The organism is Mesorhizobium sp. NPDC059025 (assembly GCF_042739655.1).
Taxonomy (GTDB): Bacteria; Pseudomonadota; Alphaproteobacteria; order Rhizobiales; family Rhizobiaceae; genus Mesorhizobium.
The window spans coordinates 1-20,894 of sequence record NZ_JBHYIM010000020.1; the positions used below are offsets into that span (position 1 = coordinate 1).

The 20,894-nt window shown below is 62.2% G+C and carries 21 protein-coding genes; 3 read left to right on the top strand and 18 right to left on the bottom strand.

Going from position 1 to position 20,894, the window contains the following annotated elements; translation table 11 throughout:
• The 3 genes from ACFWYE_RS29070 to ACFWYE_RS29080 all read right to left on the bottom strand — a co-directional run.
• The coding region (locus ACFWYE_RS29070; RefSeq protein ID WP_379115522.1) for an aldehyde dehydrogenase family protein at positions 1-432 on the bottom strand (432 nt) is incomplete at its 3' end.
• Positions 433-471: 39 nt separating this feature from the next.
• The gene (locus ACFWYE_RS29075; protein ID WP_379115568.1) at positions 472-1,890 is read right to left on the bottom strand and encodes an FAD-binding oxidoreductase; all 1,419 of its coding nucleotides are present in this window, start codon (positions 1,888-1,890) and stop codon (positions 472-474) included.
• 2 nt (positions 1,891-1,892) lie between these two features.
• Complete coding sequence (locus ACFWYE_RS29080) at positions 1,893-3,290, bottom strand: VOC family protein (protein WP_379115523.1); 1,398 nt, start codon at positions 3,288-3,290, stop codon at positions 1,893-1,895.
• A gap of 126 nt (positions 3,291-3,416) precedes the next feature.
• Here ACFWYE_RS29080 and ACFWYE_RS29085 point away from each other — a divergent pair, with 126 nt between their 5' ends.
• Positions 3,417-4,349: a LysR family transcriptional regulator gene (locus ACFWYE_RS29085; RefSeq protein ID WP_379066957.1), complete on the top strand. Its 933-nt coding sequence runs from the start codon at positions 3,417-3,419 to the stop codon at positions 4,347-4,349.
• A 13-nt stretch (positions 4,350-4,362) separates the two neighbouring features.
• Here ACFWYE_RS29085 and ACFWYE_RS29090 read toward each other — a convergent pair whose 3' ends face one another.
• A complete protein-coding gene (locus ACFWYE_RS29090; RefSeq protein WP_379115524.1) occupies positions 4,363-5,523 on the bottom strand; it encodes a C39 family peptidase in 1,161 nt (386 codons plus the stop codon).
• A gap of 156 nt (positions 5,524-5,679) precedes the next feature.
• Between ACFWYE_RS29090 and ACFWYE_RS29095 the strand changes: the two genes are divergently transcribed.
• The gene (locus tag ACFWYE_RS29095; RefSeq protein WP_379066961.1) at positions 5,680-6,570 is read left to right on the top strand and encodes a LysR family transcriptional regulator; all 891 of its coding nucleotides are present in this window, start codon (positions 5,680-5,682) and stop codon (positions 6,568-6,570) included.
• 124 nt (positions 6,571-6,694) lie between these two features.
• On the opposite strand, the gene ACFWYE_RS29100 is transcribed toward ACFWYE_RS29095, so the two are convergent.
• The 6 genes from ACFWYE_RS29100 to flhA all read right to left on the bottom strand — a co-directional run bounded on the left by ACFWYE_RS29100 (position 6,695) and on the right by flhA (position 11,549).
• Entirely contained in the window at positions 6,695-7,240 is a 546-nt protein-coding gene (locus ACFWYE_RS29100) for a hypothetical protein (RefSeq protein WP_129413512.1), read from the bottom strand.
• 7 nt (positions 7,241-7,247) lie between these two features.
• A complete protein-coding gene (locus ACFWYE_RS29105; RefSeq protein WP_129413513.1) occupies positions 7,248-7,655 on the bottom strand; it encodes a hypothetical protein in 408 nt (135 codons plus the stop codon).
• Between the two features lie 8 nt (positions 7,656-7,663).
• A complete protein-coding gene (locus tag ACFWYE_RS29110; RefSeq protein ID WP_129413514.1) occupies positions 7,664-8,209 on the bottom strand; it encodes a rod-binding protein in 546 nt (181 codons plus the stop codon).
• Between the two features lie 101 nt (positions 8,210-8,310).
• A complete protein-coding gene (locus tag ACFWYE_RS29115; RefSeq protein WP_379066964.1) occupies positions 8,311-8,697 on the bottom strand; it encodes a hypothetical protein in 387 nt (128 codons plus the stop codon).
• A gap of 3 nt (positions 8,698-8,700) precedes the next feature.
• Positions 8,701-9,459: a flagellar biosynthetic protein FliR gene (gene fliR, locus ACFWYE_RS29120; protein ID WP_379066966.1), complete on the bottom strand. Its 759-nt coding sequence runs from the start codon at positions 9,457-9,459 to the stop codon at positions 8,701-8,703.
• 2 nt (positions 9,460-9,461) lie between these two features.
• Positions 9,462-11,549: a flagellar biosynthesis protein FlhA gene (gene flhA, locus ACFWYE_RS29125; RefSeq protein ID WP_379066968.1), complete on the bottom strand. Its 2,088-nt coding sequence runs from the start codon at positions 11,547-11,549 to the stop codon at positions 9,462-9,464.
• 281 nt (positions 11,550-11,830) lie between these two features.
• On the opposite strand from flhA, the gene ACFWYE_RS29130 reads away from it, so the two are divergent.
• A complete protein-coding gene (locus ACFWYE_RS29130; RefSeq protein ID WP_379115569.1) occupies positions 11,831-13,543 on the top strand; it encodes a chloride channel protein in 1,713 nt (570 codons plus the stop codon).
• Positions 13,544-13,570: 27 nt separating this feature from the next.
• On the opposite strand, the gene ACFWYE_RS29135 is transcribed toward ACFWYE_RS29130, so the two are convergent.
• The 8 genes from ACFWYE_RS29135 to ACFWYE_RS29170 all read right to left on the bottom strand — a co-directional run bounded on the left by ACFWYE_RS29135 (position 13,571) and on the right by ACFWYE_RS29170 (position 20,826).
• The gene (locus ACFWYE_RS29135; RefSeq protein WP_379115525.1) at positions 13,571-15,235 is read right to left on the bottom strand and encodes an MFS transporter; all 1,665 of its coding nucleotides are present in this window, start codon (positions 15,233-15,235) and stop codon (positions 13,571-13,573) included.
• Positions 15,236-15,477: 242 nt separating this feature from the next.
• Positions 15,478-15,744 carry a flagellar biosynthesis protein FliQ gene (gene fliQ, locus ACFWYE_RS29140; protein ID WP_024925799.1) on the bottom strand — a complete coding sequence of 89 codons (267 nt, stop codon included), beginning with the start codon at positions 15,742-15,744 and terminating at the stop codon, positions 15,478-15,480.
• Between the two features lie 10 nt (positions 15,745-15,754).
• Entirely contained in the window at positions 15,755-16,174 is a 420-nt protein-coding gene (flgD, locus tag ACFWYE_RS29145) for a flagellar hook assembly protein FlgD (protein ID WP_379066972.1), read from the bottom strand.
• A gap of 2 nt (positions 16,175-16,176) precedes the next feature.
• Positions 16,177-16,629, bottom strand: coding sequence for a flagellar biosynthesis repressor FlbT (gene flbT / locus ACFWYE_RS29150; RefSeq protein ID WP_379115526.1), 453 nt, complete (start codon positions 16,627-16,629; stop codon positions 16,177-16,179).
• Positions 16,626-16,973 (bottom strand): flagellar biosynthesis regulator FlaF, encoded by a 348-nt coding sequence (gene flaF, locus ACFWYE_RS29155; protein ID WP_129413520.1) that lies wholly within the window; start codon positions 16,971-16,973, stop codon positions 16,626-16,628. The genes flbT and flaF overlap by 4 nt, the downstream gene beginning before the upstream one ends.
• An 18-nt stretch (positions 16,974-16,991) precedes the next feature.
• Positions 16,992-18,041 carry a flagellar hook-associated family protein gene (locus tag ACFWYE_RS29160; protein WP_379115527.1) on the bottom strand — a complete coding sequence of 350 codons (1,050 nt, stop codon included), beginning with the start codon at positions 18,039-18,041 and terminating at the stop codon, positions 16,992-16,994.
• A gap of 3 nt (positions 18,042-18,044) precedes the next feature.
• On the bottom strand, positions 18,045-19,502 hold the full coding sequence (flgK, locus tag ACFWYE_RS29165; protein WP_379115528.1) for a flagellar hook-associated protein FlgK: 1,458 nt from the start codon (positions 19,500-19,502) through the stop codon (positions 18,045-18,047).
• Positions 19,503-19,569: 67 nt separating this feature from the next.
• Positions 19,570-20,826: a flagellar hook protein FlgE gene (locus ACFWYE_RS29170; RefSeq protein WP_379115529.1), complete on the bottom strand. Its 1,257-nt coding sequence runs from the start codon at positions 20,824-20,826 to the stop codon at positions 19,570-19,572.
• Positions 20,827-20,894: the final 68 nt, after the last annotated feature.

The window sequence follows — 20,894 nt, forward strand, 5'->3', positions numbered from 1 at the left end:
TGGATGCCAGGTTTCCATCATGCGGTGGCCGGGACGCTCGGTGGCGATGGTCAGGCCATACAACTGACGCGACAGACCGACGGCGAAATCGCAGATGTCGATCATCTCCTGGACTTCGCCGAGCCCTTCGGACGGGATCTTGCCGACCTCGATCGACACCAGGCGGCCGAGCTCGGCCTTGTGGGCGCGCAGTTCCTCGCCCAGCAGGCGCACCAGTTCGCCACGCCTGGGACCCGGCACCAGGCGCCAGGCCTTGAAGGCTTCATGGGCGGCATCGATCGCCTTGCCGGCCTCGGCCGCCGACACCGTCTTCAGCGCCGCCAGTTGCTCACCCGTCACCGGGCTGCGCACAACAAGATCACCGCCCGAAAGCACGTCCCGCGCAACGCCGAGTTTTCCAAGCAACTCCGCAGTTTCATTCGACAGCGTCATGACATTCACCTTTCCATTTTGCAGGGCATCGCCCGTTGTTCAAAGCCGCACCACGCCGGTGACACCGGGCGACGTCGCCTGCCGCAGCTGCGCAGCCATCCGTTTCAGTTTCTCAGGCGTATAGCGGTCGTAGAAATGCTGGTTGCTGCGGCCAAGCCCGTGTTCGGCGCTGAAGCTGCCGCCATGCTCTTCGACCGCGGCCTCCGTTACGAAGCTGCGCAAGCGTGCCGCCACAGTCATGTCCGCAGCGCCATTGCGGTCGCGCGGCAGCACCAGATTGAAATGCACGCCGCCGTCGCCGATATGGCCGAAATCGCAGATTTGGACTTGCGGGAACTCCTGCGCCAGCAGTCCCGTCATGCGCTCGCGAAAGCGCATGACCTCGCCGCGCCGGAAGGAGAGGTCGAGCCCGACGACATAGCCTGCGGCTTTTGTACCTTCCGACAGGGTGTGCCGTAGCGACCACATCTCAGCGGGCGCGCCGATGAAGGCATCGGCCAGCGGACCGCCGGGCAGTTCCCAGATTTCGGCCAGGATCTCTTCGAGCATGGCGTCCAGCGTCTGTTCGCCGGCGCGCGGGGCCCATGAACGCGACAGCTCGACGAGGATGACGTAGGCGGGCGTCGTGCCGCCGGGAAACGGATTGCGCAGTGACGGCACGTGGGCGAGCGCGTGGCCGATCGCTGCGCCCGACATGCCCTCGAAGGCGCTGAGCAAGGTGCCGGCGCGCTCTTCCAGTTCGTTGAGCAAGGTGAGCGCGGCTGCATCCGTGGCCGGCACGAGATAGGCTGTGGCGGTCTGTCTGGGCAGCCGCTCCAGATTGAAGGTGCATTCGGTGACGATTCCGAAGGCGCCGCCCGTGCCGATGAAAAGCTGTTTCCAGTCGGGGCCGGTGTTGTCCTTACGCAGACCCTTGCCGCAGTGGAGGATCGTGCCGTCTCCGTCGGCCAGCACCAGCTTCAATCCCAGCGTGTTGCGGCGTACGTCGCCGAAGCGCAGAAAGCGTGCGCCGCCCGTGTTGGCGGCGACCATGCCGCCCGCCATGGGATCGGCACCGAGATCGATGGGAAAGAAAAGGCCGTGCGGTTCGAGCCGCGCGTTGAGTTCCGACAGCCGGAAACCCGCGTCGACGCGCAGGCTGCGGTTGTCGATGTCGAGCTCGAAGGTCGAGTGCAGACGCTCGAGGCTGAGAACACCCTGCTTGCCGCTGTCGTCCGGGGTCGAGCCGCCGACCAGGCCGGTGTTGCCGGACTGCGGCACCAGCGGGATGTCGTGACGGACACAATAACCGACCACTTGCGATACAACCTCGGTCGAGGCCGGGCGTGCGACGAAGGCAGCACGACCACCCGCATAGCGGGCAGCGTTTTCGTAAGACACCATATCGCTTGGCAAGGTGAGCAGGCCCTGCGGACCGAGAATGGCGCCGAGCCGGTCTAGGTGATCGGCAGCAAGCAGCATCAGGCGGCCGCCGACAGGGTCCGGACAGCGGCCAGGCACTGTTCGGACGAGGCGCGCTCGATGCCGGCATAGTGTTCGAACTCGTTGAGCACGCTCGCCCCCAGGGCGGTCTCGAACAATTTCTGGTTCGGACTGGCCGCGAAATCCTGGACGGCATCGTCGCCCAGATTGGACTGGAAGATGCCGGCTGCCGATACCGGCAGGAAGTCTTCATAGACGATCGGGTCGAAACGCACCAAGCCGGCCTCAATCAGGCGCTCGATGCCGGCGCCTGCGTGACCGGAGAGATCGGCTCCCGGCACCACCGAATAGAGGAAGTAGCCAAGTCCCGCCCTGCGGATGGCGCTCCAGTCGTCCGGGAAGGCGGCGAAACTTTCCAGCAGTGCTGCGTCATAGTCCTGTGCATTCGAGCCATCGGCGGCCGGACGTACCTTGGCGCGTGCCTTGTTGAGCAGCCGGTCATAGAGGCCACGGCCCTTCGGGGTCAGCGCCACGCCACGCTGTTCGATCTCGCCGAAGCGGGCAGTGTGCGAACCGCCGGCGAGCGCACCGCTCGCGTCGGGGAACAGGACGCGCTCCTCGATCGCCTTGAACGAGGTCTGTCTCAGCAGGATCGGGCAGGCCCGGCTGGGCGGCCCTTCAACGACGGCCTTGGGAATGATGCCGCGTCCTGGCATGTCGTCCTGCACGGCATCTATGTCGAGCGTGCGTGGCGTGAGGTGGTTGATATGCGGTCCCTTGAAGGAGACCACGTCGGCGATCAGCCGATGGGCGACGTGCAGGCGTTCGTAAAGCGCATGGTCGACACTGGCCTGCTCGTGCCAGCGGAAAGTGCCAAGCACCTCGGCGACAAAGCGCTCGCCATCTTCCGGCGAAAGGCCGCCATCGCGTTCGGCCTTTTCCACCAGCGCAACGGCACCTTCCGAGAAGATGCGGCGGCGCTCAAGGATTTCCCGAGCGGCTTCGCGTAGTTCCGGGTCGGTGATGAGATCGAGCCGAAGCAGCGAGGTGAACACGCGGAACGGATTGGCCTTGAGTGCTTCCTCGCCGATCGGGCGGAAGGCCGTGGAGTGGACCGGCACACCGGCCTCGCTGAGATCATAGTAGCCGACCGGAAACATGCCCATGACGGCAAACACGCGCCGCATCATGGCGAGCTCGGCTTCGGTGCCGAGGCGGATGGCGCCGTGACGCTCCTCCGAGATACGGTCCAGCGTCTCTGTGGTCTCAAGGCTGGCCCGCAATCCAGGCTGCTGCTCGAGGGTCGCCGCGTTGATGTCGGCGACCAGTTCCATCAGCGTGCCATAGGCGGGGACTTCATTCCGGTACATGGCAGACATGGCAGCCGAGAAGGCGGCACGGATAGCATCGCTTGATAGGACGGGCGAGACTGGCATGCGGCTTTCCAATCATTGCAAGGACAAAAGTTCGATGAAATGGCGACTTGATGCGCAATCGGTGTTATATCGCGAGCTGGAAAGCCTGAAACAGTCTGAATCAATCTGACTTGATGCGAAAATTGCATGACGTTATCCCGTAGCCTGATCCCTGACCTCGGCAGGCTGCAGGCCTTCGAGAGTGCCGCGCGCCATGGCAGCGTCACGCAGGCGGGACGGGAACTGAATCTTACCCAGAGCACGGTCAGCCGCCAGATCCGTGAATTGGAAGCCCAGCTCGGCATCGCGCTTTTCGAGCGGGTGCGTCAGCGCGTGGTGCTGTCGGAAGCGGGCCGAAAATTCCTGCCTGATGCGCGCAAGCTGCTGGAGCAGGGCGAAGCGGCGATGTTGCGTGCCATGGCGGGCTCAAAGGCCGCGCTCTTGCGCCTCGCCACCTTGCCGACCTTTGGCTCGCGCTGGCTGGTCCCGCGACTGCCGGACTTCCTGCGGGCACATCAGGGCGTGGCGCTCGACATCGCCTCGCGCTCGGCGCCGTTCGACCTCGAGGACCAGGGTTTCGATGCGGCGATCCATTATGGCCAGCCGATCTGGGCGAATGCCACCTGCCGCTACATCTGCCAGGAGGTGATCGTGCCGGTGGCAAGTCCGGAACTGGTTGGGACCGAGCCACCGCGCACGCCTGACGAACTCACCCTCCTGCCGCTGCTGCATCTCGCGACAAGACCAAAGGCTTGGGTCGACTGGTTCCATCAGGCCGGCGTGGAAACGCAGGCGGCCTTCCAGGGACATCGTTTCGACCAGTTCACCATGGTGATCCAGGCCGCGCATGCCGGCCTCGGCGTGGCACTGCTGCCGCTCTACCTGATCGAACAGGAACTTGCCGGGGCTCGGCTACGGGTGGTGATCGACCTGCCACTGCCGACGGAGAACGGGTATCATTTCGTCATGCCGAACAGCAAACTCGATCATCCCGTCGCCAATGAGCTCTATCGCTGGATCGTGTCGCAAGTCGGGGCACAGGGCGTAGATCGATCCGGCGGTCGAACCACTGGGATTTGATCGGCGGTTCCAGTCACGGAGCCGTCGCTGGAACGGCCCGGTAAACGACAGTCTGATCCGATTTGATCTTTTCCGTCGTGGAGAACGATGATCCGGACTTGATGTTTATCTCCCACTTCTTTTCAGCTTTTTCAGCTGCCGCATTGAAGCCCGCATCCGGAACCGACCGAAAGTCGTCATAGCGATAAAGATTATAGGATACGCCGGGCGTGAGTCCGGATACCGTGACCGTCAGGGTCAGATCCTGGGAGGCTGGCCGGTCATTCGCCCCTTCTTTCATGATGGGTTTTTCATGGTTCACATTCGTCGACAGACGAACTGGCAGCGCCTGACCATCCCGATCGATGATGCCGGTTATCGCCACGCCATAATTTCTGGCGTCCCTGGGCAGGGAGTATATCGGATGGACCTTGGAGTTTGCTTGCCTGCGGTTGGCCTGGAAGGATTCGAACGACGACTTGTAGATAAAATCCGGCTCGCCGTCGGGGGACCATAGCCCGTTATCGCTGAACGTTATCACGTCATCGCCATGATAGGCGGACGGCATGAAAGGATGTTTCGACGAAACGCCGATGACCGGGACGATATGGTCGTACTCATTGTCGCCTGCATCAGGGTCGTTGGACGCTTCGAAAGAGCGCTGATTGTAATAGACGCCGATGACGACGGGATAGCCGGAAGCGACCTTTTCCTTGACCCAGCTGAGGAAGCTCTCTGGGTTGGCGGCGCCTTTCCATTGCGTCGCCTTCAGGTGCATCTGCGCTGCCGCGTAGGAGTCGTTCACGCCCAGCAGCAGCTGGCTGCTTTCCTTCGATTGGTCGGTATTCCTGCTGGCGATCGCTCGGGCATCGTATTGGGACACGTACTGCCCGTAATAGAGCCCAGCACTGATCAGGGAGACTTCACCGCAATAACCGTAGTTGGCCTCCCACTGGTGCCGTGGCGGGATGTCGTTCGTCTTTCGATACGATTTTGCAGCGTTCGTGGACATCTTGGTGTTCGCATCTGCTGAGATGGCATCCGGCACTGGAAGGCATAGCGTGAAAGCCCACCCCAGAAAGAGCGATGCAATGCCGGCCATTGGAATTGACGTTCCTGGCCGCCGACGTGTGGAACTGCTTTCGTCCGGCAAGCGCGTCACCCCGTCGTTTCGGTGTTTCATGAGTTCAGGCAAATGCCATCTCCTTGGGTAGAGCGGCCGGCCGGCAGCGGATTGGCACGGCAGAAATTTCGCCCTCGAGCAAGCGCGAATGGACAGGTTAGGTCGCTCGATGGCGAATGGGAAATTTATTTTGTTGCACGAATTGATCGAAAAATTTTATTGTGAAGCGTGCTTAAATACGCTCAAAGCTTCTGTCTCCTGGCCGAGGAACTGCACTACAGCAAAGCTGCGGCGCGCCTGCATCTGACCCAACCGGCGCTGACCTATCAGATCAAGAAGCTCGAAGAACAGGTCGGCTGCGCGCTGCTGCGACGGTCGCCACACAAGGTCATCCTCACCGAAGCCGGCATTGTTTTGGCCCGGGAACTGAGCGTTGCGTTGAGCCACGTCAACCGGGCCGTGCAGATGGCCCAGGACGCGGCCCGCGGCGACGCCGGCGCATTGGCGATCGGCTATTGCGAGCTGCCCGAGGCGGGGAACATGACAGCCATCATCCGTCGTTACACGGAGTTGTATCCCGGGGTTGACGTCACCCTGTTGAACCTGCCGACCATCGAGCAGGCCGATGCCTTGACGGCCGGATCGATCGATGTGGCCTTCCTTCATCCACCCCTGAACGCGCCGCAACTGATGATGCGGCCGGCCGGCGAGGAATGGATCGTGGCGGCGCTGCGCGCCGACCATGCCTTGGCCGCGCAGCCTGTCCTCAAACTGGCGCAACTGATGTCGGAGCGCTTGATCGTCTGCGCCGAAGAGCTCGGCCCGATCATGTACAATTCGATACTGGCGGCTTGCGGGAAAGCCGGCTTCCAACCCAGGCTGCGCGAAGAAATGTTCAGGTGGCATTCCATGCTTGACCAAGCCGCTTCGGGGCTTGGCGTGGCGTTCGTGCCTGCTTCGCTTGCCGGCACCCATCCCCAGCTGGTCTTCAGGCCGATCGAGGATCTCGACGTGAAACTGCACACGTCGATCGCAACGGCCGGAGAGCCGACGCGGCCGGCAGTCGTCCGGTTCCTTGCGACGGCGGCTTCATATCTGAGTGGTGAAACCTGCCTGTGAGCAGCCGCCTGTCAGCCGCGGACTTGGGGAACATCGTCTGCGCGATTGCGCCTTTGGCGTTACAAAAATGCGGCGAAAACAAAACTTAGAGCGTCTCCGCGTTTCCGTGAAAAACGGAAACGCTCTAATGAGCGGCCGGCTCGGCAGGTGCTTCCGCCTTCGGTTGCAGCGGCTTCATGATCGGTTCCATCAGCCCGTTGCCGCGCCGCTTGATGGCGTTGTCGCGGATATCGTCCTTGCTGAGATAGTTGACCTGGTTGACCAGCACATCGTGGATCAGCTCGATGCCGACGCGGGCATTGACGCTCTCGCGGATCGAGTTGCGGAACTTGTCGAGGTCGACCGTGTCCTGCTTGGAGAAATCGATCTGTGGATTGGCGTAGAGGTAGGAATAAACCTGGTCGGTGATCAGCGCCATCGCGGGCACCGACAGCTTGGCCATTTCCTTTGGCTCTACCGTGTAGACCAGCTTGGTCAGGAAATAACCTTGCACTGCGGAGCCGCGGATGATCGGCACCGAGATGATCTCGGTCGAGACATAGTCAAGCCCGCCGAGCAATGGCTTCGGCGCCGGGTCATCGCCGCGCGCGCCTGCTGCCTGAAAGGCATAGAACGTTGCACCGACGGTGGCGGCGACGATCCAAAGCGCTGCGACGATGAACTTGATCATGGCCTTGTTACGACTTGGCCCAGCCGAATTCGCCGGCGGAATAGGTTCCGTCAGCCTCTGCGTGCTGGATCGCGTTCTTCATCAGGTTCGCCACTTCGCTGACGGCGCTGAGATGGGCGAGCAGTGCGGCTTCGTTGCGTTCCAGCTTGCCGCGCAGACGCAGAAGGCCTTCCTTGTGCTCATCGACGAGATCTTCGGCGGTGATGTTCTTGATGGCGCGGTTGAGCTCATAGAGGCAGCGGCTTTTGCGCGCGTTTGAAGCCCTGAGATCGAAGTTCATGTCGGTGCGGATGGCTGCCGTCTCCGTCTCGACCGCTTCCTCTATGCGATTGATGATGGCGGTCAGGCTGCCCACCCGCGAGATGGTGAGGTCGGAATGCGCCACGAGGCCCGAATTGTGCTCCAACTGATCCATGGTCGTTCCTAAACCCTCGTCTTCGTTTCAATCGGCGCCGCATCGCCGTCCAGCGAGCGTACCATCCGGCGCTGAATTTCCTGCACGAGCGAATCCGACAGTCGGTTCTGCTCGTCGATTGTCGCTTTCTCTGGTCCGCCCGCGACGGGGCCGACAGGCACTGTGCGTTCGCCGTCGCGATAGCGGTCGGCCAGCATCGAGCGGGCGATGCCGATGCCGCCGCGCTCGGCCATCACGTCGGCCATGTGCTCGGCAAGCTGCGACTTCCACATGTCTCCCGCCAGACCCTTGCCGTAGACGCTTTCCGTGTCCTTCGGCAGCATGTTCTGGATGAAGGTCTGCAGCACCATGGCTTCAAAGCGCTTGAATTCCTGACCGCGATCCGTTCCGGCCGGCGGTCCCGCTGGACGCGATCCCATGTCGGCATCGACCGCAAAAGCGACCGAGGCACCGCCTGCGCGCTTGGTGAGCGCTGCGCGGGCGGCCTCGACGTCCATCGGCTCGGCGGCGCGGGCCACGTCCAGGACGATGTCGCTGGGAGGGGAGATCGCCAAAAAGCTGTACCTTCTTTTCTATTCTGCGTTGAGTGATGATGGCCGAACAAGCTTGCCGCAGGCTTGCGGGAGCTACGCTGGTTGTCGTCTCCTTGTCATCGTCACTTTTCAACACCGCGCTTCTGCTCGATCAGGTCGAGCCGCTCGCGATCGGAGCGCTGGCGTTCATCGTCGCGGCGCGCATCACGATAGGCGCGCTCGACCATGTTGGTGCGTGCCGTCGCGGTGGCGAGGCTGCCTGCTTCGCGACGCGCATTGTCGAGGTTGCGGTCACGTTCGGCGCGTGCGGCGGCGATCCGCTGCTGGTAGATCTCCGGAAACAGCGAAGACAGGGAATCCGGCGCATCGAAACGCGCGGCGATTTCCGCAGCTTCCTGCTCGGCGGCAACGGCCTTGGCCAGATAGCCGGCCCGGCGCATCTCATGCAGCGCCTTCAACTGCTCCTGCACCTCGACGAGCTTCTTCAGGCGATCCTTGCGGTTTGTCATCGCTCACCTGGCCAGCGTGGTTTCGATGAAGCCGTCGCCGAACAGCGACAGCAGCGTCGGAATGGCAAAATAGAACAGGATCAAGCCGCCGGCGATGACGAACGGAAGGGAGATGAAGTAGATCGGGATCTGCGGGGTCAGCTTGTTGACGAAGCCGATCGCCAGGTTGATCAGGATGGCATAGGCAACGAACGGGCTGCCCAGCCTGAGCACCAGAAGGAACGATTCCGAGAGCGTGTCGGTGACATTGACCAGCGACGCCTGTGCGCTGAAGAAGACGTTCACCGGCGCCACGTTGTATGATGCGATCAGTGCGCGGATGACCTCGTGGTGGAAATTGAGTGCGAAGAGCAGCATCAATGCCGAAAACGAGATCAGCGCGGCAATCGCCGCCTGTGGCTCGGGCTCTTCGATGGCTGGTCCCCCGGCGCCGCCGTAGCCGATCAGCATGGCGATCCCGGCGCCGATGAAGCGCAGTGCCTCCATGTAGAGCCGCGTCAGGGCGCCGATCAGGCCACCCACCAGCAGCTCCGAAACGATCATCGGCACGAAGATGGCGGGCCTGGTGTCGACATAGGGATAGATCTTGTCCCACATGAAGGCGAGCAATCCGACTGTGGCGGCGACAGCCGTGAACAGGCGGATCTGCAGCGGCAGGCGAATCGAGGACAGGCCCGGCATCAGCATGAAACAGGCGCCGACTCGACAGAAGGCGAGGAACGCCGCCAGCACGAAGCCTTGCGTGACCGTCGTCAGATCCATGGTCAGGAAATGGTCCCGAGCACCCTGATCTCGACCCCCTTGGCGATCTCGACATGGCTGAGCACCGGCAAGGTGGTGAACAGCCGTTCGATGATCATGCGCACATAGGGGCGGGCATCCGGTGCGGTGACCAGTACGAAGCGTTCGCCGGCCTCCATGTGCTGGCGCACCGCCTTCGATGCTTCCTGGCCGAATTCTTCCAGCTGACGCGGGTCGATGTCGAATTCGCGGATCTCGCCTTTGGCGTCGCGTTTGAGGCTTTGATGGAAGGCGAGGTCCCAGCGGTTGCCGAGTCTCAGCACCTTGAGCACGCCGCCCTCGGACAGGTCGCCGCAAATCTGCTGCGCCATGCGGATGCGTACATGCTCGACGATCTGCTCCGTGCGTCGCACATGCGGGGCGATCTCGGCGATCGCCTCGATGATGAGGTGCAGGTTGCGGATCGAGACACGCTCGGCGAGCAGCAGCTTGAGAACTGCCTGCAAGCCCGGATAGGAAATATGCGAGGAGCAGACTTCGTCGGCCAGCTTGCGATATTCCGGATCCTGGCTGTCCAGCAGCGCCTTCATGTCCTTGTAGGACAGCAACTGCGGCAGGTTGTTGCGGATCACCTCGGAGAGATGGGTGAGCAACACGGACATGTTGTCGGCGAAGGTGTACTGTTCGCGCTTCAGGTCTTCGGCGAAAGCTTCCATCACCGAGTAGGCGCGCATGCCGAAAGCCGGCTCGCGCACTTCCTCACCCGGGATATCCGGCAGGTCGCGGGTACCAAGCAGCACCATGAGCTCACCAACCCGCATCTGGTGCTCGGCCACGACGGTGCCGTGAATCTTGATCTGGTAGCTTTTCGGCGGGATGCCGAAATCGTCGGTGAGTTTCACCTCGGGTACGACGAAGCCGTATTGCGTGGCGAACTTCTTGCGCATCTTGCCCATGCGGAACGCGAGTTCCTGATGCGAGGTGAGAAGCTTGGTCGAAAGCTGCTTGCCGATCAGCAATTCGATCTCGGCTGTCGCCAGCGACGATTTCACTGAGTTCTTCTCTTCCTCGACCTTGGCGGCGGCCTCGCGGCTGCGTGCCTCTTCCTGCTCGGCCATCCGGCGGTTCTGGCGCAGCGGAATGACGTAGCCCATCCCGGCCATGGCGGCTGCAAGCGTCACGAAGGGGAACATCGGCAGGCCAGGCATCAGGGCAAGCAGACCAAGCAGGGCGGCCGCAACATAAAGCGCGCGCGGATGCGCGCCGAGCTGGCCGAACACCGCCTTTTCGGCGGAACCGCGCGTGCCGCCCTTGGAGACGAGCAGGCCGGCGGCCAGCGAGACGATGAGGGCGGGTATCTGGGTGACAAGGCCGTCGCCGACCGAAAGCTTGATGAAGACATCGGCAGCTTCACCCAGGCCCATGTTGTGGCGCAGGTAGCCGATGGCGATGCCGCCGACGATGTTGATGGCCGTGATGATCAGGCCGGCGATGGCGTCGCCACGCACGAATTTCGAAGCACCGTCCATGGAGCCGAAGAAGGAGGATTCCTCTTCCAGTTCACGGCGACGCAACTGCGCGGTCTTTTCGTCGATCATGCCGGCAGAAAGGTCGGCATCAATCGACATCTGCTTTCCGGGGATTGCGTCCAGCGTGAAGCGGGCGCCGACTTCGGCGATACGGGTGGCGCCCTTGGTGATGACGATGAAGTTCACCACGATCAGGATCAGGAACACGATCAGACCGATGACGAAGTCACTCGACATGACCAGCTTCGAAAACCCGGAAATCACATAACCGGCGGCGTGGGTGCCCTCATTGCCATGCGACAGGATCATGCGTGTCGTCGCGATGTTCAGCGACAGGCGCAGCATTGTGGCGATGAGCAGAACGGTCGGAAATGACGAAAAGTCGAGCGGTCGCGGAATCCACAATGCGACCATGAGGATCAGCACCGAAAGCGCGATGGAGAAGGCAAGGCCAACGTCGATCAGGAAGGCCGGAATCGGCAGGAACAGCACAGCCAGGATGACGACAATGCCCAGCGCGAAGAAGACATCGCGACTGTTGCGCGGCGTCGTTTCCGCCGAAATGCTCTCGCTGATGGCCATGTCTACCTCGAATCCAGTGCTCGCCGGTCCTGAAACGGCAGTCCGGGCCATGCACCGTAACCGGCCAAGCTTGCGCGAGCCTCGAAGGATGCAATTGCGAGAATTGCGGCACTGCAGCCGGGATGCGTCGGCCTGCGCGGTTGCCATGCCACAGTGTGGGGCGTATCAGGCGATCAAGGGCACTGCCCATAAAGACATTCGCGAGCCGTTCGTTGTCTTCGACCCACTCCCTGTCCGTCCATGCCCGTCGCGTGCGAGCCCTTCTGGTCCGTTCGGTTCCCATGCTGGAGGCGCGCGGCATCATCATCGTGCTGATCGCGGCAGTGGTCGGTGCGTTTTCAGGCGTGGCGGTGACCGCGATGAGCGCCTTCGTTCAAGGCATGCATTGGCTGCTGTTCGATGTGCCGGAAGGCGGCAGGCTGTCGTCGATGTTTTCACTCAGCCATCCGTTGCAGGCGGCGATGCCGGCGGTCGGCGGGTTGCTGCTCGGCCTCTCCATCATCTGGCTGCGCAAGCGCAAATTCCGCACCCCGGTCGATCCGATCGAGGCGAATGCACTCTATGGCGGGCGCATGTCGCTGACCGACACCTTCATCATCGCCGGCCAGACGATGCTGTCTTCCGGTTTTGGCGCATCGGTCGGTCTCGAGGCAGGGTACACGCAGGTCGGTGGCGGCTTCGGTTCGCGTCTGGCGCGGTTCTTCCGCATGAAGCGCAATGACGTCCGCATCCTTGTCGGGGCTGGTGCGGCCGGTGCCATCGCCGCCGCCTTCGATGCGCCTTTGACCGGTGCCTTCTATGGCTTCGAGCTGATCATCGGCATCTATTCCATCGCCAATGTCGCCCCGGTCATGACGGCGGCGATCTGTGCCACGCTGGTGACGGGCTGGCTGGGTGGGGCGCCGTTTCCGCTGGAGCTCGGCGCGGTGCCGCAGCTGACCGCCAGCCAATATCTGCCGTTCCTGGCGCTCGGATTGATCGCCGGCGGCATTTCGGTCGCGATCATGTATATGGTCGCAGCCGTCGAACGCGGTCTGACGCGGCTGTCGATCGATTCTTCGCTCCGGCCATTCCTGGGCGGTTGCGCTGTCGGGCTGCTCGGGTTGGTCACACCGCAGGTGCTGTCCAGCGGGCACGGTGCGTTGCACCGTGAATTCGCGATGAACTACGGTCTCACCGTGATCGTCACGGTGTTCCTGCTCAAGATCGCAGCTTCCGTGATTTCGCTCGGCTCCGGTTTCCGCGGCGGCCTGTTCTTCGCTTCACTGCTGCTTGGTGCGCTGCTGGGCAAGATCTTTGCGGCGATCATGCTGGTGATCGCGCCTGCGGCAGGTATCGACCCGGCCGTTGCGGCCGTCGTCGGCATGAGTTCAATGGCGGTCGGCATCATTGGCGGGCCGCTGACCATGGCTTTCCTGGCACTGGAGTCGACGGGCGACCTGACATTGACGGGTGTGGTGCTCGCTGCTGCGATCATCACCTCGATCCTGGTGCGCGAGACCTTTGGTTACTCGTTCTCGACCTGGCGCTTCCACCTGCGCGGCGAAACCATCCGTTCGGCGCAGGATGTCGGCTGGATGCGCAGCCTTACGGTCGGCCTGATGATGCGCAAGGATGTCCGCACCATTGCAGCCATGACGACCATCACCGAGTTCCGCCAGCAGGTCCCGCTCGGATCGGCACAGCGTGTCATCGCGGTGGATGGCGAGCAGCGCTACATCGGCATGATCATCGTGTCGGACGCCTATGGCGACCAGCCCGATCCCGCTAGCACGGTTCTGACCCTCACACGCTTTGGTGACTCCGTGCTGGTGCCGTCGATGAATGTGCAATCGGCGGCGGAGACCTTCCATCGCGCCGGGGCAGAGGAACTGGCGGTGGTCGAAGACTTCGAGAGCCGCAAGGTCGTCGGCCTGCTCACCGAGGGGCATCTGTTGCGCCGCTACGCCGAGGAACTCGACAAGGCGCGGCGCGATCTTTCCGGCGAAGGCTGACGCGCGCGTCCGGTCACGGTTCGCGGGTCAGTGTTCTTCATGCGGCTTCGGAGTGCCGTAGTAGCCGACTGGATTGGTCGGGCGCTCGATCATTCGCCGTACCCTGGGTCGTTCGATGCCGGAATGCAGCGCTCGTATGCGCTCGGTGATTTCCGCATCGGCATGCGTGGCGCGCGTGTTGTGGCGGATGTAATCCAGCCAGGTCGGCGTGTGATAACTTTCCATCCAGATTTCGGGATGTTCGAGGTCGCGGGCAAGCACCCAGTTGCGTGCCCCGTCGCGTCGGCGCACGCGCGCCCGATCAGTCATCACTTTCAGGAACTCCGGCACATCCTCTTCCCTGATGACATATTCGATGGTGATCTCGATCGGCCCCGAACGGGGTCTGAGGTCGAGCGCCAGCATGGGCTCGCGCCAGCGGTCGAGCGGATCGAGATTGGGCGCAATGTGCTGCGGCAGCGGGAGTATGAAGCCGATTGCTGCGCCGACCAACATTGTCTCCGCAGCCGCCAGCAGAGCCACGCTGGCACCATGGTTGTCGGCGGTCACGCCCCAGATCCAGCTGCCCAGGGCGATGCCGCCGAAGGTCGCCATCTGGTAGATGGAAAGCACCCGTCCAACCACCCAGCGCGGGGTGGACATCTGTACGGTGATGTTGAAATGCGAAAGTGCCGTGACCCAGCATGCGCCTCCGACAAGCAGGCCAAGCGCCACCTGCCAGGCATGGGGGCTGATGGCGGCGACGGTCGCGCAAAGCGCAAAGCCGAGGAAAGCCGAGCGCACCATGGTCTCGCTGGGCAGGACCTGCCTCAATCGTGCGCTGGTCAGTGCGCCGATGACAGCGCCGATGCCGAAGGCGCCCAGCATGATACCATAGGTCAGGGCACCACCCTTGACGAGATCGCGCGTCACCAGTGGCAGCAGGGCCAGCACGGCACCGGCGCTGAAGCCGAAGGTGAAGCCGCGCACCAGTACCTTGCCGATATTGGGCGACATCGCGACGTAGCGAAGGCCGGCACCCATCGCCGCGCCGAGCGATTCACGTGGCAGGTTGGATGTCGGCAGGTTCGGCTTCCATCGCGCCAAGACGATCATCAGCCCGACATAGCTGAAGGCGTTGGCGGCGAAGGCGGCCGCGGCACCGAGCGTGGCGACGATGATGCCGCCGAGCGCCGGCCCGACGCTGCGGGTCAGGTTGAAGCCCATCGAGTTCAGCGCCACCGCCGCAGGCACCTTGTTGCGCGGAACCATATCGCCGACGGAAGCCTGCCAGGACGGGCTGTTCAGTGCGGTGCCGCAGTCGATCAGGAAAGTAAAGGCCAGAAGCAGCCATGGCGTGAGCAGGTCCAGTTGGGTGAAAACCATCAGCAGCAACGACACCACGAGCATGAAGCTCTGCGCAATCAGCATCACCTTGCGACGGTTGTAGCTGTCGGCGATCGCGCCGGCGACCAGCGCGAACAGCATGATCGGCAATGTCGTCGAGGCCTGCACCAGCGCCACCTGGTATGGAGAGGTGGCGATCTGCGTCATCATCCAGGCAGCGCCAACGCCCTGGATCAGGCCGCCGAGATTGGAGACCAGGCTGGCGCTCCAGACTGCGCGGAAGATGCCATGCTGGAAGGGTGCCAGCGCGGAAACACGCTGACTGTTCGGCTCGTCCTCGATAGCCGGACCGCTGTCTTGGGGCATATCTCGTCTCGTGAATCGCTGCTCTGCTGGCGGCGTTTGCCGACAAAGTTAGACGAGACTGCGGAAAAGGCGAACGAGTTTTCGTGATCCGACTGGTCCAGTCGGAAGATAGGGCAATTCCAGGAAAGGGGTGCGACGGTTTTCCGTCCGGAATTGCTTTAAAACAAGGAACCGGCGCGTTTGCGCGTTTCCGGGAGAAACGCGCTAGACTCCGCCACCGGCCGAATTCGTCGTCCGCGGGATCAGAAGCCGTGTTGGATTCGCTCGAAGACGACGTTGGTGAAGGCCGAGATCTGACCGCCGACAAATGGTCCCGTCAGCGCCACCACCAGCATGATGGCAACGATCTTCGGCACGAAGGTCAGCGTGATTTCCTGGATCTGCGTCAGGGCCTGGATAAGTGCGATACCGATGCCGACGACCATGGCAACCAGCACGACGGGGGCCGAGGCTGTCAGTACCGTCCAGACGGCGAACTGGACGATATCAAGTGCGTCGGCCTCATTCATCGTTCGTGCCTCAGGCTGCCGCTGGGGCCTGCTTGACGACGACGCCGGGGAGAACCGGCACTTCCTTGCCGTCATTGAGCACCGCAATAAGGCCGTCGCTGGCCAGGCGTACTTCCTTGACCACACCCGTGGTCTTGCCGTCCGCGGAGGTCAGCTGGCGGCCGATCAGCGAATCCGCCTGCGACAACGCCGAAGACTGGAGAATGTATTCCAGCTTGGTGTTCATCTGCACCGACTGCTCGACCTGCGAGAACTGAGCGAGCTGCGCGACGTACTGGGTGGAGTCCATCGGCTTGGTCGGATCCTGGTTCTTCATCTGCGCCATCAGGAGCTTCAGGAAGGACTGGTAGTCGACCGAGGTCTTGGATTTCTGCTGTGTCTGCGGCGTGCCATTGCCGACGTTGTTGTTGACGTTCATGTCGACAGCCATGATCAGCGTGCTCCCATTGCCAGCGGACGCGGAGCGTCCTGGAGTTCATTCTCGTTTGCGTCGAGCGCCGGCTTTTCCAGCGGATAGAGCGAGCGGATGGCCCGCAGCGCTTCATAGACGTGGCCTTCCGAAACCATCCGGTCGACGTCCTTCAGCGTCGAGCGGATACGCTCGTTGTGGAAGGAAGCGAGCATCAGCGGCAGCGAATGACGGAACATCTCGCGTGCTTCTTCAGCACCCTGCGGATTGATCAGCATGATCTGCGCCACGAAATAGAGCTGCCGGAGTGGCGTTGACGCATCTTCGGCCTGAAGGACATGGCCTTCCAGCAGGAATTGTACGTCGTTCAGGAGTTCCAGCGTGACCTTGCGGTCAACGCGGATGACCGCGCCGTTGAGATAGATGCGTTCACCAGGCTTCAGCGAGAGCTTCAGCGTGCTCTTGGAGGGTGTCATTGAATGCCGTCCCGGATGATCTGCGAGACTTCGATCAGCCCGTCGAAGTTGTTGGAACGACCCTGGCGGATATCTTCGGTTTCACGCAGCAGCCACAAGCCGATCGAGATCAGGTTGGCGCGCAGTTCCTTCGGCAGGGCGTTTTCATCGGAGGAGAGATCCTCGAGCAGCGCTGTCCAGACACGGTTGGTGAAGTGCAGGGCTTCCACCGCCTGCATGGATTGGGTGCCGGCGTTGGCTGCATCGATCAGCAGATCGATCGACCGGGTCAGCAGATGCCGCTCGCGTTCCTTGGCGTCTGCTACAGAGTCCGTCTGGATGTCGGCGTAGGAGAATTGATACATCGCTTGTCCGATCGCCGGTTACTTCAGGAAGTTGATCAGGCTGAGCTGTTGAAGGCGCGCGGTGAGCGCGAATGAGGTCTGGATATGGGACATCAGGTCATTGACGCGCGTGGCAGCTTTATAGGGATCGACGCCTTCCAGGTCGATCACATGCTTTTCGAACAGGTTGATCTGCGCTTTCATGCGGGCGCTCGCATCGCTCACGCGCTGTTCGATGATACCAGCTTGCGATTGTGTTTGCGCGATGCTGCCGAGGGCTTCGCCTGTCAGGGTTAACGCCTTCTGGGCAACGGCCTTCTTGGCATCCGCATTCAGGTTGCCGGAGAACAGCGTTGTCACGATGGCTGCCGCCATTGCGAATTTCTTCACGCCGTCGGTGTTGGCGCTGACCGAAGACTCCGTGGTTTCGTTCAACGAGATGCGGCTGACGATCTGCTGATCGGTGGCATTCGACCAGTTCGTCTTCCAGGCTGGTCCGAAGAACTGGGGCATCACGTCCGTGGTGATGAAATTGTCCAGTTGCGCGGCGGTCAGGTTGGCCGCCGCGGGGTCCGTTGAAGCGAAGCCGAAACGCGTGACGAAGGCGGCGTCGAGCGCTGCCTTGGCAGGCGAGCCAGCTGCGGTGAAGTCGTTGATCGGCTTCACGTCGGTGTTGGTGCCGGCGAACAGATATTCGCCATTGATGCTCGAATTGAGGATCGATGTCATCGACTGCAGGGCAGCCTTGCCGGCATCGCGCGTGACATTCGAGCCCGGATCGCCGCTGATGGCGGTGCTGACGGCGGTGAGCAGCTTCTGTGCCGCATCGCCGAGCTTGCCGAGTGCGTCCTGCGTGGTCGAGAGCCGGGACGAAATCAGCTTGTTGGAATCGACGATCGTGTTCAGCCGTTCGAGGTCGCGTGCGAAAGTGACCGACTGCGAGGTGCGCGCGCCGAGCGCCAGGCCGAGGTCGGCGACGCGCAGCGTGTCCATTTCCTTCTGACGCTTTATCAGTTCGACCTGCATGCGCGACTGCGAATAACGCATCGCATTGGACATGGCCGAGGATGAAACGGAGGTGGTCTTCATGACTTATTTCACCGCTGCGAGGAGGGCATCGAGCATCTGGTTGACGGTGGTCAGGATGCGGGCTGAGGCCTGATAGGTGTGTTCGAGATCCAGCATCAGCGACATCTCGTTGTCGACATTGACGCCGGTGGCATTCGACAACGCCTCACCCGTGCGCTGTGCAAGCGCTTCCTTTGTGTCGGCGAGATTGGAGGCCTGCTGGCGCACCCCTTCGAACCAGCCGATGGAGCTGGCGGCATAGGAGACGACGCTGGAGTTGGCGGTGATGCCCGCACCCGGATCGAAAGCCATCGGCTTGGCGAGTTTTTCACCGTAGGCGATCAGCCTGTCCGCATAAGACGCGCCACCGCCGGCTGCAGCGGGGTTGGTGCGATAGACCGCACCGTTGATGCCGCCATCACGCAACAGGACCGGGTTGCCACCGGCCGCCGGATCGACCGCGGCATTGATCTTGATCGTTCCCGCTAGCCCGTCGATCAGCGTGCCGGCCGGTGGGATTCCTGGCGCGCCTGGCCATGTGAAGAGGCCGACGGCATCAGGCTGGCCGGGGGCCGTCTCTGCAAAGGCGGTGATGAGGCCTCGCGCTGTCTCATCCAACTGACGCTGCATGGTGACGGTGACATTGTCGCGCAACTGGAGCATGCCGGCCAGTTTGCCGGATGCTTCGGCCGTGCCGGAAACCTTCAACGGGACCTTGTCGATGTAGATCTGACCACCGACCGCACCGGGTGTGTAGCCGGGCGAAGGCGTGAAGGTCACGGAGCGCGGAATGGTTTCGAACAGCGTGGTCCCGTCGCCGGTGGTAATGACCATGTCATTGTCGCCACGGGTGTAGGTGGAGATCGGAACAAATTCCGAAAGCTTCTTCAGCACCGCATTGCGCTGGTCGAGCGCATCGGAGACGTCCTCTCCGGAGCGCGTGCCATTGATGACAGCCTGGTTGGCGACTTCGAACTGCTTGAGCAGGTCGTTCATGTCGTTGACGGCGGTCGAAATCTCGCCGTCGGTCTTGGTGCGGAAGTCCTGGATGGCCTTGGTGCCGTCGTTCAGGGAACGGATAACCTGGCGCGCCGACTCGATCAGGCTGGTGCCGAGGTTCTGGTTCGACGGCGTTGTGGCATAGAGCTGGAGCGCCTTCTGCATGGCGCCGATTGCGGAGGAAGCCGACGCGGCGTTGTCGACGCCGTTCACCTGCAGCTCGAGCCGGTCCATGCCCTGGGCAAGGGTCGCCTGTCCGCTCCACGACGAAAGAGCGCTCAGGTTCTGTCGAAACAGAAGGTCATTGGCCGCGCGATGGATCTTGACCGCGCTGACGCCGGGATCGGTATAGGAAAGGACCGCGATGCGGCGGGAATAGTCCGGATAGGAGGCATCCGCGACGTTGCGCGAGACGATGCTTGTCTGCCGCGACGTTGCCTTGAGTGATGACTGGGCGATGCTGAGTGCGGATGACAACGACATGCGGGTCTTTCAGGCAGTGATGCGGCCGCGGCCCGGTCGACCATCGACCGGGCCGCGGAGCCGCGCCTCATCTCTTCAGGTTGACGAGGATGTCCATCAGTTCGGAACCGGTCTGGAACACCTTCGAGTTGGCCGTATAGCTGCGCTGCGAGGAGATCATGTTGGTGAGCTCTTCGGCGATATCGACGTTGGAGTTTTCGAGTGCGCCGGAGATGATCTCGCCGCGCTTGCCTTCGCTGGCAAAACCGATCTGGACGTCGCCTGAATCCGGGCTCTGCGTGAAGACATTGCCGGACTGCTGGATCAGCCGGTCGGGGCTCGGCACCTGCGCCAGCGGGATCTTGTAGAGCGGCTTGGTCGAGCCGTCCTGATACTGCGCATAGATGGTGCCGTCCTTGCCGATCTGCACCTTTTGGATAGCACTTGGTCCATTGCCATTCATCTGACCGGTGGCGGTGTAGCCGGTGCCGATCTGGCTGAGGCCCTTGAGGTCGAGTTTCAGTGGCACGCCGCCCGGAGGGGTGAAGGTGATGCTGTCGGTCGCGCCCGTCAGCTTGCCGGTGCCGTCGAAGGAGATCGAGGTATTCGCCAACAGGCCGCCCGCGCCGTAAGGGAATGGTCCGCCGGCTGCCGCCTTCGATTGATCGAAAACGGCAACATCCCAAGTGCCCGCGGCGGTCTTGGTGAAGTAGATGTCGACCATCACCTTGTTGCCGAGGTTGTCATAGGCGACCATCGACGACTTGTTGGTGTATTGAGCCGTTGCCGCATTGCCAGACGGCGGTGTCGCGGGCAGTGCGATGGCCGTGGCGCCGGAGGGCAGGTTGCCGCTGAAAGTGCCCGAGCTCGAAGGTGTTGCCGTCATCTTCCCGTCGGAAATCTGGACTGGCACCAGACCCTGGAAACCGTTGACCGTCGCGGCCGGCACGCCATTGGCGTAGCTGTAGGCCATCAACTGGTAGCCTGCGGCGTTGACCAGCCTGCCTTGCGCGTCCGGAACGAAGGAACCCGCGCGGGTCATGAAAGGCGTATTGGAAGCATCACGTACCACGAAGAAGCCGTCGCCGCGGATGGCGAGATCGGAGACCGACGTGGTGCCTTTCAGCACGCCTCGGTCGGAGATGGCGGTGCGGATCGTCGAATTGACGCCACCCGATTCATAGGAACTGCCGGAACCTGGCATCACCAGGCTGGAGAACTCGATCGACGAGCGCTTGTAGCCGGCGGTGTCGGAATTGGCGATGTTGTCGGCGACGGTGGACAGGCGGTTGGCCTGGGCATTCATGCCGGAAACGCCGGTCCGCATCATTCCATAAAGGCTCATCGCAACGTCTCCGTTATGCGCATGGTGTCGCCGGCCAAACTAAACATGTTGTCTTGCGCGAGGCTGGC